18 protein-coding genes and 2 pseudogenes are annotated in these 16714 nt (G+C 38.8%); 13 read left to right on the top strand and 7 right to left on the bottom strand.

Translation table 11 applies throughout. The features are described 5' to 3' along the window. Positions 1–2 precede the first annotated feature (2 nt). From ACH0AK_RS04405 to ACH0AK_RS04385, 5 genes and pseudogenes are all read right to left on the bottom strand, one after another. On the bottom strand, positions 3–653 hold the full coding sequence (locus ACH0AK_RS04405) for an NAD(P)H-binding protein (protein WP_023520099.1): 651 nt from the start codon (positions 651–653) through the stop codon (positions 3–5). Positions 654–796: 143 nt separating this feature from the next. Continuing rightward, positions 797–1411, bottom strand: coding sequence for an ECF transporter S component (locus ACH0AK_RS04400; RefSeq protein ID WP_010734774.1), 615 nt, complete (start codon positions 1409–1411; stop codon positions 797–799). A 16-nt stretch (positions 1412–1427) separates the two neighbouring features. Continuing rightward, a pseudogene (gene coaC / locus ACH0AK_RS04395) lies at positions 1428–1982 on the bottom strand (phosphopantothenoylcysteine decarboxylase); the annotation flags it as partial. 10 nt (positions 1983–1992) lie between these two features. Then, positions 1993–2721 (bottom strand): phosphopantothenate--cysteine ligase, encoded by a 729-nt coding sequence (locus ACH0AK_RS04390; protein ID WP_499796742.1) that lies wholly within the window; start codon positions 2719–2721, stop codon positions 1993–1995. Continuing rightward, positions 2718–3707, bottom strand: coding sequence for an acrylyl-CoA reductase family protein (locus ACH0AK_RS04385; protein WP_137072686.1), 990 nt, complete (start codon positions 3705–3707; stop codon positions 2718–2720). The genes ACH0AK_RS04390 and ACH0AK_RS04385 overlap by 4 nt, the downstream gene beginning before the upstream one ends. A 230-nt stretch (positions 3708–3937) precedes the next feature. On the opposite strand from ACH0AK_RS04385, the gene ACH0AK_RS04380 reads away from it, so the two are divergent. The 7 genes from ACH0AK_RS04380 (at position 3938) to ACH0AK_RS04350 (ending at position 9238) form a co-directional block, all read left to right on the top strand. After that, positions 3938–4480, top strand: a complete 543-nt coding sequence (locus tag ACH0AK_RS04380) for a helix-turn-helix domain-containing protein (protein ID WP_019723760.1) — start codon at positions 3938–3940, stop codon at positions 4478–4480. 17 nt (positions 4481–4497) lie between these two features. Further along, a complete protein-coding gene (locus tag ACH0AK_RS04375; RefSeq protein ID WP_010734779.1) occupies positions 4498–5583 on the top strand; it encodes an ABC transporter ATP-binding protein in 1086 nt (361 codons plus the stop codon). A gap of 11 nt (positions 5584–5594) precedes the next feature. Next, a complete protein-coding gene (locus ACH0AK_RS04370; RefSeq protein ID WP_019723761.1) occupies positions 5595–6401 on the top strand; it encodes an ABC transporter permease in 807 nt (268 codons plus the stop codon). Then, a complete protein-coding gene (locus ACH0AK_RS04365) occupies positions 6398–7228 on the top strand; it encodes an ABC transporter permease (RefSeq protein WP_019723762.1) in 831 nt (276 codons plus the stop codon). Before ACH0AK_RS04370 ends, ACH0AK_RS04365 begins: the two co-directional genes overlap by 4 nt. Then, complete coding sequence (locus tag ACH0AK_RS04360; RefSeq protein ID WP_023520096.1) at positions 7225–8298, top strand: ABC transporter substrate-binding protein; 1074 nt, start codon at positions 7225–7227, stop codon at positions 8296–8298. Before ACH0AK_RS04365 ends, ACH0AK_RS04360 begins: the two co-directional genes overlap by 4 nt. A 317-nt stretch (positions 8299–8615) precedes the next feature. Next, positions 8616–8963: a type II toxin-antitoxin system RelE/ParE family toxin gene (locus ACH0AK_RS04355; RefSeq protein ID WP_023520095.1), complete on the top strand. Its 348-nt coding sequence runs from the start codon at positions 8616–8618 to the stop codon at positions 8961–8963. Further along, positions 8963–9238 carry a helix-turn-helix domain-containing protein gene (locus ACH0AK_RS04350; RefSeq protein WP_023520094.1) on the top strand — a complete coding sequence of 92 codons (276 nt, stop codon included), beginning with the start codon at positions 8963–8965 and terminating at the stop codon, positions 9236–9238. Before ACH0AK_RS04355 ends, ACH0AK_RS04350 begins: the two co-directional genes overlap by 1 nt. 216 nt (positions 9239–9454) lie before the next feature. Here the strand turns inward: ACH0AK_RS04350 and ACH0AK_RS04345 are convergent, their stop codons facing one another. After that, positions 9455–9601 carry a putative holin-like toxin gene (locus ACH0AK_RS04345; protein WP_010734785.1) on the bottom strand — a complete coding sequence of 49 codons (147 nt, stop codon included), beginning with the start codon at positions 9599–9601 and terminating at the stop codon, positions 9455–9457. A gap of 309 nt (positions 9602–9910) precedes the next feature. Beyond that, a pseudogene (locus ACH0AK_RS04340) lies at positions 9911–10006 on the bottom strand (putative holin-like toxin); the annotation flags it as partial. 852 nt (positions 10007–10858) lie between these two features. Between ACH0AK_RS04340 and ACH0AK_RS04335 the strand changes: the two are divergent. The 6 genes from ACH0AK_RS04335 (at position 10859) to ACH0AK_RS04310 (ending at position 16711) form a co-directional block, all read left to right on the top strand. Beyond that, entirely contained in the window at positions 10859–11995 is a 1137-nt protein-coding gene (locus tag ACH0AK_RS04335; protein ID WP_158411068.1) for a GLUG motif-containing protein, read from the top strand. Then, the gene (locus ACH0AK_RS04330; protein WP_023520092.1) at positions 11964–12758 is read left to right on the top strand and encodes a hypothetical protein; all 795 of its coding nucleotides are present in this window, start codon (positions 11964–11966) and stop codon (positions 12756–12758) included. The genes ACH0AK_RS04335 and ACH0AK_RS04330 overlap by 32 nt, the downstream gene beginning before the upstream one ends. 323 nt (positions 12759–13081) lie before the next feature. Continuing rightward, entirely contained in the window at positions 13082–13561 is a 480-nt protein-coding gene (locus tag ACH0AK_RS04325) for an LPXTG cell wall anchor domain-containing protein (protein WP_499796740.1), read from the top strand. A 385-nt stretch (positions 13562–13946) separates the two neighbouring features. Continuing rightward, entirely contained in the window at positions 13947–14579 is a 633-nt protein-coding gene (locus ACH0AK_RS04320; RefSeq protein WP_010734789.1) for a response regulator transcription factor, read from the top strand. Then, the gene (locus ACH0AK_RS04315) at positions 14580–15710 is read left to right on the top strand and encodes a sensor histidine kinase (RefSeq protein ID WP_499796739.1); all 1131 of its coding nucleotides are present in this window, start codon (positions 14580–14582) and stop codon (positions 15708–15710) included. A gap of 65 nt (positions 15711–15775) precedes the next feature. After that, entirely contained in the window at positions 15776–16711 is a 936-nt protein-coding gene (locus ACH0AK_RS04310; protein WP_023520088.1) for an ABC transporter ATP-binding protein, read from the top strand. Positions 16712–16714: the final 3 nt, after the last annotated feature.

Below are 16714 nucleotides of genomic sequence, written 5' to 3'. Positions count from 1 at the left end.
GATTAAGCCTCCTCAACAAGTTGTTTGATGGCATCCGATACTGTATCCGATCCTTCAGATAGAACAACAGTTGTTTTTGAAATGTTTGGTTGATCCACTAACGCTGCTAAAACTTCTGCTACCGTTTTTCTTGTAATCGATTGAGCTGGTTTTTCGTCTGGTTTGGTCAATTGGATCGAAGTGACCTCCTCGTCGTTCGTCAAAGCTACAGGTTGTAGTATGACATAATCTAATGATGTCTGATTTTTCAACCATTCGTCTGCATAATATTTGGTAATATAATAATCAGTCATTGACTCAGGCCATTTCTCACGGTTATCCGCAAAAGCTGCACTGATCATCAAATAACGAGAGATATTTGCTTGCTCTGCTGCAATCATTGTTTTGATTGCGCCGTCTAAATCAACTTGTAAAAGATTTTGTCCTTGAGAACCAGCAGCAAAGATGACGAGTTCAATCTCTTGAAAGGCTTCCGCCATTTTTTCTGAAGACCAAGTTAAATCAAAGGGAACATAAGCGATATTTTCTTCATCATAAATCGCTTGGTTGGCAACATCTCGCACACCCGCGTAAACTTGATGTTCGGTTGTTCCGAGTTTTTGGATCAAATGACGCCCAATTTGTCCGTTTGCTCCTACTACAAAAATATTCATTTTCTTCATCCTTTCGCTACATATATGTATCAATCATGGTAACACCAAAAGATAAAAAATTCAGGACTAAACACTTATCAACAAAAAAACCAAAAAAGAGCTACCATACCGCATCACTCTTTTTTGGTTTTTTAATCCGATCATTAACGAATCATTCGTAGTAAAACGGTAGATACCGCAGCTGTGACTAAACCAGCGACGATTGCTTCTGGTACGCCACTAGTAAAGATGACCGCTAAAACTGCTGAATAGACTGCATTGATATTTGTCCCAAGAACCTGTGCATAATCTTGTTGGAATAGAAAATAGATCAAGTTCATCACTAAGATCGTATTGGTCAGAGAACCAGCGATCCCTGCGAGAAACAATGAGAGCGGACTAACTTTGTTTTTTGTCAATCGCTGTATTCCTTTATACACGAAATAAGGAACAACACCGATCAGGATTCTAGGTATCAAGGCAATGATCAAGGCTTTCCAGCTTCCTTGATCTGTGCCGATCACCGGAATAAACGGTGAGAAAACAAAAGACAACGGTGTTGGTATGAACGTACTGCGAATCAGACTGATCAAACCAAATGTGCCACCGAGAAAGGCACCTAGCCGAGGACCTAAAATAATTGAAGCGACGATGACAGGGATATGCATCGTTGTTGCGTTGATCGGCCCAATCGGAATAAATCCGAGAGGCGTGACAGCGAGTAAGATCATAATTGCTAAAAACATAGCAGTTAAAGTAAAGTTTTTGGTATTTTTCATCATAACTCCTTAAATACTAGACCGACCTCTGATTCAGCAGAAGTGTGACTTGGTCGATAATGATTTGGTTATCCGCTAAAGCACCTTTTCCGTAATCGCCACAAGCTAAGAGGGATTCTCTAGGTTCAATCTCTTGATAACCGATTTCTTTTAGCGTCATTAAATTTCTTTGATTGATCGGATGTTGGTACATATTAGTATTCATCGCCGGTGCAATCAATTTTGGTGTTTCCGGTAAAAGTGCCATGGCAACAGTCGATAAGAGATCATCCGCTAGACCATTCGCTAACTTGCCGATAATATTTGCAGTGGCTGGTGCAATCAAAAACAAGTCTGCTTGTTTGGCTAGCTCGATATGGTTGATCACTGAAGGATCGTTTTCTTGCATAACGTCTGTATGGACAGCACGTTTTGAAAGGGATTGCAATGTTAAAGGTGTAATAAATTTGGTACTACTTTTTGTCATGATGACATCGACTTGATAACCGAGTTTGACTAGTTGATTTGTGATATCTGCACTTTTATAAGCAGAGATACTGCCCGATACGCCTAATAGGATTTTTTTCATCGTTAATTCCTCCTTATTTTAAAATCGCAGTGACGATACATTTTGCAATCTCTTGCTTGATATCGGCTTCTATGACCTCTCCATTTTTTGATAATAAGTATCCATGATGTTGTGTTTCACTGACTTGGGTCAAGTCATTTGCTAAAATATAGTCGGTTTGATTGGTGATCAAGCTATTTTTAGCTACTTCCAATAAGTGTTCTTTCGAGACATCGACTAATAATTTAAAACCAACGATGACAGCATTTGGTTGCCATTGGCGTAAAGAACGAATAATCTTTGGTGTTTTCTTCAATGTCAAAAAGAGATAGTCCGTATCAGATGAAATCTTGGCTTCTTTACTAGCGGTTCGTTCTGTTTCTGCAAACCATGCCGGCAGTGAATCAGGGGTCAATGCCTCTTTACTCAAGCGCTCAGCAAACTGTTGTTCAGAAAGACTGAAAGCCGGTGTGAAATCACTAACTGCCATGCTATGGATAATGGCATCATAGGTATTTTCTTGCATCAATCGTTCTAATGTAGTCAATAAGTCTTGAGTAGATTCGATGAGATGGATCTTCAAATGCTCAGAAGCAGTAGGCTTTACAGCAGAACGTGTCGTCACGTAGTCGATTCTCACCGTCTCGTGAGCCAGAAAGACTTCTGCGATGGCTTGACCTAATCGTCCAGTCGAATGGTTTGTGATCGAGCGGACTTGGTCGATTCGTTCGCTTGTGCCACCGGCTGTGATCAATACCTTCATATTGTTTCACCTACAGTGACAAGTGTTCTTCCTTGGTGTGTCCCATCAAGGATTTTTTGGGTCGTTTCTTCCAATTGATCTAAGGTGATCTCATTGACGACTAAATGATCTGTTACAGATAGGTCTGCTAGTTGTTGCCAGATATTCAAGCGTTTCTCATGTGGGACATTGACTGAATCGATACCGATCAACTGGATATTACGTAAAATAAAAGGTAACACTGTTGTTGTCAATTTGATGCCACCCGCATTGCCACAGAGAGCAGCTGCGCCATCATAAGCAATCAAAGGCAATAATCGTGTGAGCTGTTCGCCCCCAACAGTATCGATCACATAATCGACTTGTTGTTTATCTAACGGTTTATTTTTTTCTGGTAGAAAGGCTTCTGGATGAACGACTTGAGTCGCCCCTAGTTTCTGTAGCCAAGTCTTTGCTTCTTCTTTACGAGAAAATGCGGTGATTTGCTGAAAGCCCATTTTATGCAACATGGCAATTGCCACACTACCAACTCCGCCAGAGGCACCAGTGACGATCACTTTGTCCTCTGCTTTCATTCCTTGGGTAAGTAAAGCATTCACGCAAAGTGCAGCAGTCAAACCAGCGGTGCCTAAAACCATTGCCTGACGTAGGTTCATCGTTTCTGGAAGAGGGATGAGCCAATCTCCAGTTACTTTCTGGTAATCGCTATAGCCACCAGGTTGACTAACACCCAACCCATAGCCGGTTGCTAGAACTTGATCTCCTGGTTGAAATCGTTTGTCCAAGCTTTTCATGACGACACCAGAAAAATCAATTCCGGGAGTCATTGGATAATGACGAATCACTTGGCCATGTTCACTACAAGCTAACGCATCTTTATAATTGACATCTGAGTAAGCGATTTTTACCCAAACTTCATTATTAGTCAGCTCAGGAAATTCTTTGTCAACGATGCTTGTATGAAAAGTAGGCTCGTTGTTTACTTGAAACTGTTTGAATGTATTCATTAGATAGAAGATACTCCTTTCGAAATTTTCCTTAATCATACCATAAAGCGTTTCATTTTCTAGTAGTTTGCTGATTAATTTCTTCTAAAAAAAAGTCGAGATAACCGAAAAAGTACAAAGGAAATTCAAGCAAAAGGGTTGTTTTTTCAGCGGAAATTTGTATACTAATACAGGTGGTAGTAAACTTGGAGTTTACTATTAGAAAACTTCGCATAGGGGGACAGTGACAAATGGAAATTGGTGAGAAGTTACGAAATCTGCGTATCCAAAAAAACTTGACACAAGAAGAATTAGGGGAGCGGACAGATTTATCAAAGGGCTATATCTCACAACTTGAGCGGGATTTAAGTTCGCCATCGATGGAAACATTTTTCTCAATCCTTGAAGTATTAGGAGTTACCCCAGAAGCTTTTTTTCATCAAGAAACACCTAACCTTCAAATCGTTTATACGAAAGAAGATCGAACGGTCTATTATGATGAGGAAAATGGGTATGAACTGGAATGGTTAGTGACAGATTCCAACGAAAAAGAAATGGAACCAGTTTTATTGACATTCGATACAGCTGGTGAATATAAAACCTTTGAACCTTCACTCTCAGAGACATTTATCTTTGTCTTAGAAGGGGAGATCGCGCTAAGCTTGGGTGAGCGAGAGTATGTAGCAAAAAAAGGTCAATCGATGTACTATCAGGCAACGACACATCATCAATTACGCAATCATCAAAACAAACAAACTAAGGTATTGATCGTCGCAACCGAATCATACTTGTAATATAGGGGGCAGAAAAAGTGGGAAAACCAATCATATCATTCGATCAGGTCGTAAAAAGCTATGATGATGAAACAATTTTGAAGAATGTTAGTTTTGAGATCGAACAAGGGAAATTTTATACATTGTTGGGGCCTTCTGGTTGTGGGAAAACAACGATTTTACGAATCATTGCAGGATTTACGGAAGCAACCGAAGGAGATATTTATTTTGAAGGAAAGCGCCTAAACGATCTACCGGCAAATAAGCGCCAAGTCAATACGGTTTTCCAAGATTACGCCTTATTTCCTCATATGAATGTATTTGATAATGTTGCATTTGGATTGAAAATCAAAAAAATGCCTAAATCAGAAATCGAAAAAAAAGTCAAAGACGCATTACGTATGGTGCAATTACCTGGATATGAAACGCGGGAGATCAGCGAGATGTCAGGGGGACAACGCCAACGGGTGGCCATCGCGCGAGCTATCGTCAATGAGCCGAAAGTCTTGTTATTGGATGAACCGTTATCAGCCTTGGATCTAAAGTTACGTACTGATATGCAATATGAGTTGCGCGAACTACAACAACGTTTAGGGATCACCTTTATTTTTGTGACGCATGATCAAGAAGAAGCGTTAGCAATGAGTGATGAGATTTTTGTGATGAACAAAGGGAAAATCGTCCAAAGTGGTACTCCTGTGGATATTTATGATGAACCAATCAATCATTTTGTGGCAGATTTTGTTGGTGAAAGCAATATCGTCAATGGCGTGATGATTGAAGATAACTTGGTTGAGTTTGTTGGCAAACAATTTGAGTGTGTCGATGGTGGGATGCGCGTCAATGAACCAGTTGAAGTCGTACTTCGTCCAGAGGATTTAACGATCACAACACCGGATAAAGGGAAATTAGTCGTGACAGTTGACACTCAGCTATTTCGTGGTGTCCATTATGAGATCATTTGCTATGATGAGCAACAAAATGAATGGATGGTCCACTCAACGAAAAAAGCGCGCGAAGGGAGTCAAGTCGGCTTAGCCTTTGAACCAGAAGACATCCACGTTATGCGTTTCAATGAGTCAGAAGAAGACTTCGATGCACGTTTGGAAAGCTACGAAGAATAGGGGGAGAGAATATGAGAACAATGCGTAGGATCTATTCCATCCCTTATGTTTTGTGGCTTGGATTATTTGTGATTGCGCCTGTTTTGATGATCATCTATCAATCTTTTTTTGATATGAGTGGTCAGTTTACATTAAGCAATTATGCTGCGTACTTTACTTCAGGAACTTACATCGCCATGACGATCAATTCGGTATGGTATGCGTTCTTGATTACATTATTCACATTGTTGATTAGCTATCCAACAGCTTATTTTTTAACGAAATTGAAACATAAGCAATTATGGTTGATGTTGATCATTTTACCGACATGGGTCAATTTATTGTTGAAGGCATATGCCTTTATCGGGATTTTCAGTATCCATGGAAGTGTCAACCACTTTTTCGAGTTTGTCGGCATTGGCCCACAACAGATTTTATTTACTGATTTTAGCTTCTTATTCGTAGCGACATATATCGAGATTCCTTTCATGATCATGCCGATTTTTAATGCTTTAGAAGAAATGAATCCTTCATTATTGAGTGCTAGTAAAGATCTAGGAGCAAGTAATTTTGAAACATTTCGCCGAGTGATTTTTCCTTTGTCATTGAACGGCGTGAAAAGTGGGGTACAAGCAGTTTTCATTCCTTCACTATCACTTTTTATGTTGACACGTTTGATTGGTGGAAATCGAGTGATCACGCTAGGTACAGCGATCGAACAGCATTTCTTAGTGACGCAAAATTGGGGCATGGGTTCAACGATCGGCGTGATTTTGATCATCGCTATGTTCGTTGTGATGTTACTAACTGGTGAGAAGAAAAAAGGAGGTCGCTCATGAGAAAAAAATTCAAATGGTCGTATCTCTATCTAACAGTTGTCTTTCTATTATTGTATTTACCGATTTTTTATTTGATTTTTTATTCCTTCAATGAAGGCGGAACGATGAACAGCTTTACCGGCTTTACTTGGGAGAATTATCAAGCGGTATTTGAGGATACACGACTGATCATCATCGTATTGAATACATTTATGCTGGCGTTCTTATCGGCTTTGATTGCAACGATCATCGGGACATTTGGCGCGATGGGGATCTATTACACGAAAAAACGTCAAGCACGAACGGCGCTATTGAGCATGAACAATATTTTACTTGTTTCTCCCGATGTGATCATCGGTGCGAGTTTTTTGATTTTCTTTACGCTAATCGGCTTTGGGTTAGGCTTTCAGAGTGTCTTGCTTTCCCATATCGCTTTTAGTATCCCTATCGTTGTTTTAATGGTCTTACCAAAATTGCAAGAAATGAACGATTCGATGGTGGATGCTGCGAGAGATTTAGGAGCGAATAATTTCCAAGTCGTAAAAAATATCATTTTACCGTTTTTATCTCCAGGAATCATTGCCGGTTATTTCATGGCGTTCACATACTCTTTAGATGATTTTGCGGTCACTTTCTTTGTAACAGGAAACGGCTTTACTACTTTATCCGTTGAGATCTATTCAAGAGCACGACAAGGAATCAGCTTAGAGATCAATGCGTTGAGCGCACTTGTCTTCCTGTTCTCGATGGTGTTAGTGATCGGCTACTACTTTATCAGTAAAGAAAACCGACCAAAACGATTGAAAAAAAATCGCCGCAACCGTGAGGAGGTGGCTCGTTTACGATGAAAAAATTACAATCTTTGCTGATCGGTATTATCTTGATCATTGGTGTATTGCTTGTCAGTGTTAGACAATTAGAAAAAGCGAGCGGAATGAGTGGAGCGAAAATCGTGACCATTTATAACTGGGGAGACTACATCGATCCTAGTTTGATCACGAAGTTTGAACAAGAATCCGGTTATAAAGTCAATTACGAAACATTTGACTCGAATGAAGCCATGTTTACCAAGATCCAACAGGGCGGAACCAATTATGATATTGCTATTCCTAGTGAATACATGATCCAAAAAATGATTGAAGAAAAACTTGTCATGCCTTTAGATCATAGTAAGATCAAAGGCCTGAACAATATCGATGATCGCTTCTTGGATTTGGATTTCGATCCTGATAATAAATATTCGATTCCTTATTTCTGGGGAACACTGGGTATCGTGTATAACGATAAAGTGTTCGACGAAGAAGAAATCAAGCATTGGGATGACCTTTGGAAACCAGAATTAAAAGACAGCTTGATGTTGATTGATGGAGCAAGAGAAGTGATGGGCTTATCTTTGAATAGTTTAGGGTATTCTTTGAACAGCAAAGACATGACCGAACTGAACGAAGCAGCACAAAAATTGAATAAAATGACGCCAAATGTCAAAGCAATCGTTGCAGATGAGATCAAAATGTATATGATCAACGAAGAGGCATCAGCAGCTGTGACTTTCTCAGGTGAAGCAGCAGATATGATGTATGAAAATGAACATTTACATTATGTGATCCCAACAGAAGGCTCAAATCTTTGGTTTGATAACATCGTCATGCCAAAAACAGCTAAAAACCAAGAAGGCGCCTATGATTTTATCAACTTCATGCTCGATCCGGAGAATGCTGCTCAAAATGCAGAATATATCGGCTACTCTACACCAAATAAAGCAGCCAAAGCATTGTTACCAAAGGAAATCTCCGAAGATGAACAATTTTATCCATCTGATGAAACGATTTCGCATCTTGAAGTTTACGAAAATCTCGGTTCAGAATACTTAGGAATCTATAATGATTTATTCTTAGAGTTTAAGATGTATCGAAAATAGAGCTAAAACTCGATAAAAATGGGGAAAACTCGGGGGTCAAAAGCCTTTGTTTACGTACTTCTAAAAGCTCAGTTTTCCAATTTTCTACCAAAAGCGCCTTTTTAGGCGTTTTTTTTTGTTTTGATTTAAGGATAGCAATATAGATTAAAATAATAGTCTTTAATTAGCGTAATTGATTGTGTAAAGGATAAATCAACCATGAAAAGAAGGGAAAAATAAACATGCAATTTTGATTTGCCTAAAGAAAAAAGTTTTTAACAAATAGTAGAAAAATATAGCTAATTCGCTATATAATGATATGATTACAAGGAAATAAGTTGAATCATCCTAAATTTAAGTGGGACGATGATTTTGAAAGTTTCCTTGATTCATTGAGTGACAAGGAGGCTGCAAAAATTTTATCAATCATTGATAAAATTGAAAAAACAGATATACATACAGCCATGCGGCAAAAGTGGGTAAAAAAACTGGAGAGCAATCTACATGAAGTGCGAGCAAGTATAAGTAGTAATGCTTTAAGAGGGATATATTTTCAAAGAAAAGGGAATGAATATTTTATTACTCATGGGTTTCGAAAGAAAGCAAATAAGCTTTCCAGACGAGAGTTAGAAAAAGGTAGAAAGTTGCGAGACAATTTTTTAAGTAAGAACGAGAGGTGGATATGATGAGTCAAGTACAAAATTATATAAAAAAAAGAGCGGAAAAAAGTGAAGAATTTGTGCATCTAATGGAAATTGAAGAAGATAAATTAGATGTTGCGTTAAAACTAGTAGAATTAAGGAAAAGTGCTGGATTAACACAAAAACAATTAGCGCAAAAAATTGGGAAACCTCAATCAACCATTTCACGAGTTGAAACAGGTGAAATGAATCCTAGTATTGAGTTAGTGATCGAACTAGCACAAGGATTGGATAAAAAGCTTGTCATAAATTTTGAGTAATCATTTTTTAAGTCGGAATCTATTGGTCCAGCCAATTAGTTGTCTCCATAAATCCTTCTTATATATCAATCAGAATTGAAGAAGAAGCCGAAGTTGTGCTATAATAAAAACGAAAAAAGGAACTGCGTCAACAGTTCCCTTTTGACAGCACCGCTAAACCCGGTGACAGAATTTTATTCTAAGTTGGAAATAGTCGTCTCCGGGAAAAAGTGACGGCTATTTCTTTTTGTCATTTTTGTTGGTCAAGGCTAGGATGCCAAAGATCAAAGTAGCGGTAAATGAACCGAAACTGATCATTAGCCCTAACGCTGTTTCAACAGACAAAAGGCTTCTCCTTTCTTCGATTTCAGTACTTATCTCCATAAGCACCACCACCTTTTTGAAGTCGCCACCGTCATTCAACTTTACTGTCCCAAAAAGTATTGCATATCGCCCTAGATAGAGTCCTTGAACTTTAGATAAACACGGATGTTTTTTTGAAAAATTTGTATGTTCACTTAAAATACACTGAATCAGGAATCAGAATTGAAGAAGAAGCTGGAGTTGTGCTATAATAAAAACGAAAAAAGGAACTGCGTCAACAGTTCCCTTTTGACAGCACCGCTAAAAACTAGTGGCAAGTGTAATAGTTAACTCAAAGAGAAGTAAACCATCGGCTCGCTAAAGTGACGGTTACTTCTCTTTGTCATTTTTCAGCATCGTAACACCCAAACCAACTAAAGCAACGGTAAACATACCGAAAGCTATCATTGTTTGGATTGTTTCATATCAAGACAAAAAGGTCAGTTACTTAGAGTTAGAAAAATGACACTATCAATTTAAGCGATTACGTCCTTTTCAATGGGCTCATATTTTGAATATCTAAAAAATAGTTAGTTGTTTATCTGTATCTGCGTAAATCAATTGCTAAGAAAAAGAAAGCAATCAGAAAATACATCCGTGTATTTTCTGGTTGTTTTTCTTTTTTTCTTATTTTTGTCAGTTAAAAGATCCGAAAATACTATCAAAATAAAATAACAAAAAAAATATTTGTTTTATGATTGATCGAATCATCATTCATGGTGGTTATCGGACACCTTCGCTTTTGATTGCCTGAATTAACAATGATTAACCTTATCATTTTATGAGGAGTAAAATTTACAATGTGCAAGTTGGCGGTTGTTTTTTCTATTTTTAGGAAACATTATAATTATCATTCTATGAAACGAAGTAAGAGATCGACAAATTAGTAATTAAACTGGAAGCCGTTAAGAAGATATTGAAAGTTCTCTCGATTCAGAGAGGGACATACTTTTATTTTAGTGGAAAATAAAAAAGATTTTTTTTGCATAACAATGTTTTAATATCTTGTGTTTCCTTATTGGTAAAAAAGTAATAACAAGAAGTTTCATGAAGTAAACATGAACTTTCATATCATAAATAAAAAAACATTTAGTTATAATATAATTGGAGTTCTCTAATTATAGGTGCTGATTAGATAGTAAAAAAAGTTCATTTATCAAATTTTTTATGAGATAATTTGTATGTAAATTAAAATATGGTTAGAGAGCGAAGGGCGGACATATTTATGATTAAACTGAACAAGAAAAACTTATTGCAAATATATTTTTAAGTTCAATGGTGTTAACGCAAACAGTACCGACTTTTGCAAACGTTCTAGAAGATATTGATCCAGTAAGACATACAGTTATTGAAGAAGAGCCAATAGACGAAGAAAAAGAAAGCTTTGATGATGAAATCATAAATGAAAAAGTGTCTTCCGAGGAAGTCGTGGTTCTGGAGGATGATCGTCATGTGGTGGTAACTGAAGAAGACGACCATGTAACACTCGAGACAACCGATCAACTGGTTGAAGTGCAACAGACAGTGATGGAAGAAATGGAAGCGCAAAACGAAACGATCATTGAATCGTACTTTTCTGGAGCAGGTGATGGTTCTCTCACCTCGCCCTTCCAAATCACCACTGAAGCTGAATTGAATGAAATGCGAAATGATCTCACGGCGCATTACCAATTGATGAATGATATTACACTCACTTCAGATTGGATACCTGTTGGATATGGGACAACTTTAGCAACAAAATTTACTGGAAGTTTTACAGCTGAACCTGGAACAGTGATCCGTAATATGATAGTGAATACTGGGGTACAACTTGGGGATCTGCATAATCGTGGGTTCTTCGGTGTGACAGACGGTGCAAAGATTTCCGAGATCACATTAGAAAATCCTCGGGTTGTGGGAGGGCTCTACGGAAATAATGTTGGGGGATTGATTGGTCAAATCAATGACCTATCTAAAGGACCAACGACCGTCACTGATTCTACTGTTATTGGTGGAAGTATTGAAGCAAGTGGGAATAACATTGGTGGACTAGTTGGTTATATGGCGAATACTGTCGCAGGTACTACGATTGCGCGCTCATCTTCTTCAGCAACGATAACAGTTAATGCCAATCCTTACATGTATCCTCAAGCTGTTGGGGGGCTGATCGGAGTAAATGGAAATACAGTTGTAGATAGTTATGCCACAGGAAATGTCACAGCGAATACAACCAATACTGGAGGACTAATTGGTCTGAATAGCTGGGGTAAAGTCAGCCGCTCGTATGCTACTGGGAACATTGACAGCCCGGAAAGTGAAAACGTGGGAGGTTTGATTGGTGGACACGACTTCTACAGTACAGTAGTCGATTCCTATGCGACAGGCGATGTTATTGGGAGAACGAATGTTCGGGTCCGTTCATCCATATGCGATTGAAGTAGCACGCAACTATAGTACAGGACATGTAACTGGCATTGAAGCTGTTGGCGGTTTTGTCGGTAATGCCGGCTCTTTAACAATCAAAAACAGTTATGGGATGGGGGATGTCACTGGAGAATCCGATGTCGATCATTTCGGTTTAGGTGGAACGAATATCAATAATTACTACTATAATAACTCTGAAGCTTTATACGGCGGGGTTCCAGTTGGTGGTCAAGTGATCAAAGATGTCATTGAATTGCGCACGCAAGCGACTTATGAATCAAATGGTTGGGATTTCGGTAGTACTTGGGTGTGGGATACTGCGACAAATTATCCGAAGCTAGGACTAGGTAACGAGATGGATACTTTACCGATCAATGCGTTAGGAGAAACGCTTCAAGTGCCATATGGTGGAGCAGAAACAAAGATTCCACTTACTGATGTCTTTTCTTTATTCGGACGAGGTGGAAATCCAGATGATTATCTTTTTGAGACAAATGCGGATGGGGTAAGCATTTCAGCCGATGGTATGGATTTGATCTTGGAAATTTCTAGTGTTGGGATTTATGAAGTGACTGCTACACCAATCAGTCGTATCACTACATTAGAACCTGGACAGAATTGGAATAAAGCAATGATTGAAGTGACTCCGGCTGAGATCATTCTAGAAAAAGGGACAGTTTTTGCTCGTTCATTCAATGGAACGACTGAAATTGATCATTTCGATATGCCGACGTTAACTGGGGTGGCACCTGGAGATGAGGTGATTTGGCAATAAGCAAGCTTCCAATATACGAATAGTGCTGCTGGAACGAATACGATCGAAGGAGCGAACTGGACCATTGATTGGGGCACGGTTAACCTTTCCAACTATGAGGTTACCGGCTTACCGACTATTGGGAATCATGAGTATCTGGTCACAGATCTCTTTGATGTCGAAGCAATCACGAAAGCAGCCGGTGCATTTCTGAGAATAGATGAGGAATTAGCAAAACAAAACAATACCCATGAAGTGATCACGATTGCGGATACTGCACTTCTACACCATGACGACACCCCAAATACACCAGGCGAGCACTGGTACATGACCATGCGGAAGAATTGCTGCAAGATGTGACCTACCTGATTTACGACACAGATCCACAAGCCACTCCGCTTGCACGAGTAGTAGCTTATGCGGATGGTGTAGCAGCGGTAGATGGGGTTTTTGTAGGATTAAGTGCCAACACTACCTATTGGATCACTACAATTTCAGATGAGAGCGACAACTTTTTAGCAGGGGAAGAGTCTGAACCCATTATGCTTACTACAGCACAGTCGGGAGGCACTGGGAATACTGGAAATGGTGGGAATAACATCAGCGCTCCTTCTGGCAACAATCAGTCAGGCAACAATCAAACCGGCACGACTCCAAATGGTGGTAGTGGCAGTGTAGCGACAAATGTTGCATCAACAAAAAATAATGGCAGAGACAGCAATCTACCGAAAACTGGCGAAGTAGCTAGTACATTCGCATTACTTGGTTTTGGCTCGGTAGGTACAGCTTTATCTAGCTGGCTGAAGCGTAAGAAAAATAATTAAGCGGTGACATAAAGATTGAGCTAATTGTGTATAGTGTCAAGAAATATTTCTATGAATCTAGAATTTGTTTTTCGGATTTTTAGGTTTTGGACTATTTCTGAGAACTAACATGATTGTCTCAATCTTTTTTTCGTTGATTAAAAAAGAATAGGGAAGATCAGTGAGTAGTCATTCGACAGACAATCGTCGCCTACGGGCTCAAACTTCTATTTGCTGATTCTTTCGAGTATACTATAAGAAAAGATCAAGTACGAGAGGCAAAAGAAATGAACTCATCAAAAAAAGATAACACATGCAAAGACTACTTTGTAAGTAGAAGCCAACACTTTTTGATTTGATTGCTTGTTACTCCTACTTGCTCAAAATAAAAAAATGGAGAATCACTATGACAAACATTTTATTAGTAGATGATAGTGCACTGATTACAAGCGGCTTAAAAATCATTTTAGAAAGTACAAACGATTTTCAAGTAGTGGGTATTTGTCATGATGGGCGTTCAGCTATTGCTTTTTGCGAAAAAAATCAAGTCGATCTTGTATTGATGGATGTCCGAATGCCGGGAATGGATGGCGTCACTGCTACGCAACAGATTACGGAAGAATATCAGATACCTGTCATCATTTTAACTACGTTTGATGAAGATCGTTACATAGAGGAAGGGATACGCAACGGTGCAAGTGGTTACTTGCTGAAAACAACTCCTCCTGAAGCGGTGATCCAAGCAATCAAGAGTGTGTTACAGGGACAAACGATCCTTTCGAAAGAAATCCTCGTGAAGGCAACGCAACAATTAGGTAACAAGAATGATCAAGAAGCAGATCTCTCCTTACTGACGGAACGAGAGCAAGAAATAGCCTACCTCGTCGCAAAAGGAATGACAAATAAAGTGATTGCGCAAACACTATTTTTAAGTGAAGGAACTGTCCATAACAATCTTTCAATGATTTTAAAAAAATTGAACTTGGATCATCGTACGCAATTAGCGATCTATGTTCTCACAGGTGAGGTTATGACGTAGATGCAAACAATCAAATTATCGATCAACTTGCTATCGATCATTGGTTTGATCGGGTTGATGATCTATCAAACATCCGCTACCATTTTGATGTTTGTCATTAGTTTAAGTATGGTATGGTTGACATTTTTTTTCTTAGGCGAAAGTTTTCAGAAACATCGGCCTGGGTTTGTTGCTTTGCAATTGATCAGTGTTCTATTGAGTTTGATTTTTGTCGAACAAGCGATTTTTCTATTGTCACTTTCCTTGCTGCAAGGTTATTTTTGCTTCCAAAAATCATGGTTACTTTTAGTCGTAGCCTTGATCAATTATAGTGTTGGCAGCTTTTTTCTCTCTGATTCACTTTATTTTCTCTTTGTACTGTGGGTAAGTGGTATGATCAGTATCGTTTGGTCTGCGGAAAAAATGATGAAACAACAAGAAGAGTTAACTACTTCTTCCGATTTTTTACGGATTGAACGAAACAAATTATCAAAACTCTTTGCACAAAGCACTTTGAATGCTGAAGCGATGCAAAAAGAAGCAACGTTAGTAGAAAGACAACGGATCATTCATGAAATCCATGACCATCTTGGGCACGACTTAACGAGTTGCTTGATCCAAATAGAGGCGGCAAAGGTCATCAATCGAGAACAACCGGAACAAGCGCATCAATTATTGAGTCAATCTGCTGGTCGCTTAAGAAAGTCGATCAACGAAGTGCGCAACGTGTTACATGACGAGCGACCAAAGAATGAAACCTTGAACATCAATAAAGTAAAGGCTGAACTCCAACGTTTCTCCGAGATTCACCAGATTATCGTGGATTTCCAATATAGCGGTTCCTTAGATAAAATCAGTCGTTTTCATTGGCAAGTATTAGCGGCGAATTTGAAAGAGTTTTTGACGAATACGTTGAAATATAGTGAAGCTTCAACGGTTACGGTGCGTTTACATGTGTATCAAAAATTTTTACGATTTGAATCGAAGAACAATGGAAAAAGTGCAATAGACTATCGTAAAGGTCTGGGGATCGTAGGAATGGAAGAACGAACAGCCGTATTGAGCGGCAAATTGTTGATCGATGGAACGGATGGTTTTCACATCACCACGATATTACCTTTTGATGAAGAACATGAGATTTCTAATTCGTAAATCATGAGAAACTGTACTATTACAGTTTCTCTTTTTTTTATAAAATAAAGAAAAGGAGTGATTGAATGAATATACTCAGTGTGCAAAAATTGACAAAAAAATTTGGACAGAAAATTGCTGTGGATGGTGTGTCATTTGAAGTACCAGAAGGAACGATTTTAGGGTTACTAGGTCCAAATGGAGCAGGAAAGTCAACCGTTATCAATATGATTACTGGTTTATTGAATAAGACATCTGGAACGGTTCAGTTGTTTTCAGAAGAGATGAGCGAGCGAAAAAGAGAACTTAGGCGAAAATTAGGCGTTGTTCCGCAAGAGTTAGCGATTTATTATGATTTGTCTGCTGAAGAAAATGTCCGCTTTTTTTGTGGGCTATATGGACTCAGAGGGGAAGAACTAAAAAAGAATGTAGAAAAGGCATTGAGAACGGTTGATTTGTATGAACGAAGAAAAGAGCGACCGAGTGCTTTTTCTGGAGGAATGCAACGACGATTGAATATTGCAATGGCGATTGCCCATCAACCTGCTTTACTGATCATGGATGAACCGACAGTGGGGATCGATCCACAATCTAGAAATTATATTTTAGATGCCATTGAAAAAATGAAAGAAAACGGTACGACGATCATCTATACGAGTCACTATATGGAAGAAGTCGCACGTTTGGCGGATGAAATCGTCATTATTGATAAAGGTCAAGTGATTGCTATCGGTAGTGAAGAAGAATTGGTGAATCTCGTCACGGATAAAATCAATCTGCAAATCACTGTGGAGAATCCAGAGGCACTGGATTTAGAAGAAATCAATAATATTAACGGGATCATCAATGTTTCACTCGACAAACAGCAAGTACAGATCGTGACGGTGCTTGAGAGCAAATTGTTGAATCAAATATTAATGATACTGATCAAGCAAGAAGTTAGCGTAGTCGATGTACTGCAACAAGCTCCAGATTTAGAAACAGTTTTTCTTAGTTTGACTGGACGTAATCTACGTGATTAGGAG

It is taken from the genome of Enterococcus pernyi (assembly GCF_045371165.1).
Lineage (GTDB): Bacteria > Bacillota > Bacilli > Lactobacillales > Enterococcaceae > Enterococcus_B > Enterococcus_B pernyi.
The sequence above is the reverse complement of the archived record's forward strand: the minus strand, read 5'-3'. Positions and strand labels throughout refer to the sequence as shown.

Bases quoted from the DNA above. Each gene is read 5' to 3' on its own strand.
- ACH0AK_RS04385 (WP_137072686.1), bottom strand. From the start codon at position 3,707: ATGAATACATTCAAACAGTTTCAAGTAAACAACGAGCCTACTTTTCAT.
- ACH0AK_RS04360 (WP_023520096.1), top strand. From the start codon at position 7,225: ATGAAAAAATTACAATCTTTGCTGATCGGTATTATCTTGATCATTGGT.
- ACH0AK_RS04320 (WP_010734789.1), top strand. From the start codon at position 13,947: ATGACAAACATTTTATTAGTAGATGATAGTGCACTGATTACAAGCGGC.
- ACH0AK_RS04370 (WP_019723761.1), top strand. From the start codon at position 5,595: ATGAGAACAATGCGTAGGATCTATTCCATCCCTTATGTTTTGTGGCTT.
- ACH0AK_RS04390 (WP_499796742.1), bottom strand. From the start codon at position 2,721: ATGAAGGTATTGATCACAGCCGGTGGCACAAGCGAACGAATCGACCAA.
- ACH0AK_RS04345 (WP_010734785.1), bottom strand. From the start codon at position 9,601: ATGGAGATAAGTACTGAAATCGAAGAAAGGAGAAGCCTTTTGTCTGTT.
- ACH0AK_RS04350 (WP_023520094.1), top strand. From the start codon at position 8,963: ATGAGTCAAGTACAAAATTATATAAAAAAAAGAGCGGAAAAAAGTGAA.
- ACH0AK_RS04330 (WP_023520092.1), top strand. From the start codon at position 11,964: ATGTTCGGGTCCGTTCATCCATATGCGATTGAAGTAGCACGCAACTAT.
- ACH0AK_RS04380 (WP_019723760.1), top strand. From the start codon at position 3,938: ATGGAAATTGGTGAGAAGTTACGAAATCTGCGTATCCAAAAAAACTTG.
- ACH0AK_RS04315 (WP_499796739.1), top strand. From the start codon at position 14,580: ATGCAAACAATCAAATTATCGATCAACTTGCTATCGATCATTGGTTTG.
- ACH0AK_RS04405 (WP_023520099.1), bottom strand. From the start codon at position 653: ATGAATATTTTTGTAGTAGGAGCAAACGGACAAATTGGGCGTCATTTG.
- ACH0AK_RS04365 (WP_019723762.1), top strand. From the start codon at position 6,398: ATGAGAAAAAAATTCAAATGGTCGTATCTCTATCTAACAGTTGTCTTT.
- ACH0AK_RS04400 (WP_010734774.1), bottom strand. From the start codon at position 1,411: ATGAAAAATACCAAAAACTTTACTTTAACTGCTATGTTTTTAGCAATT.
- ACH0AK_RS04310 (WP_023520088.1), top strand. From the start codon at position 15,776: ATGAATATACTCAGTGTGCAAAAATTGACAAAAAAATTTGGACAGAAA.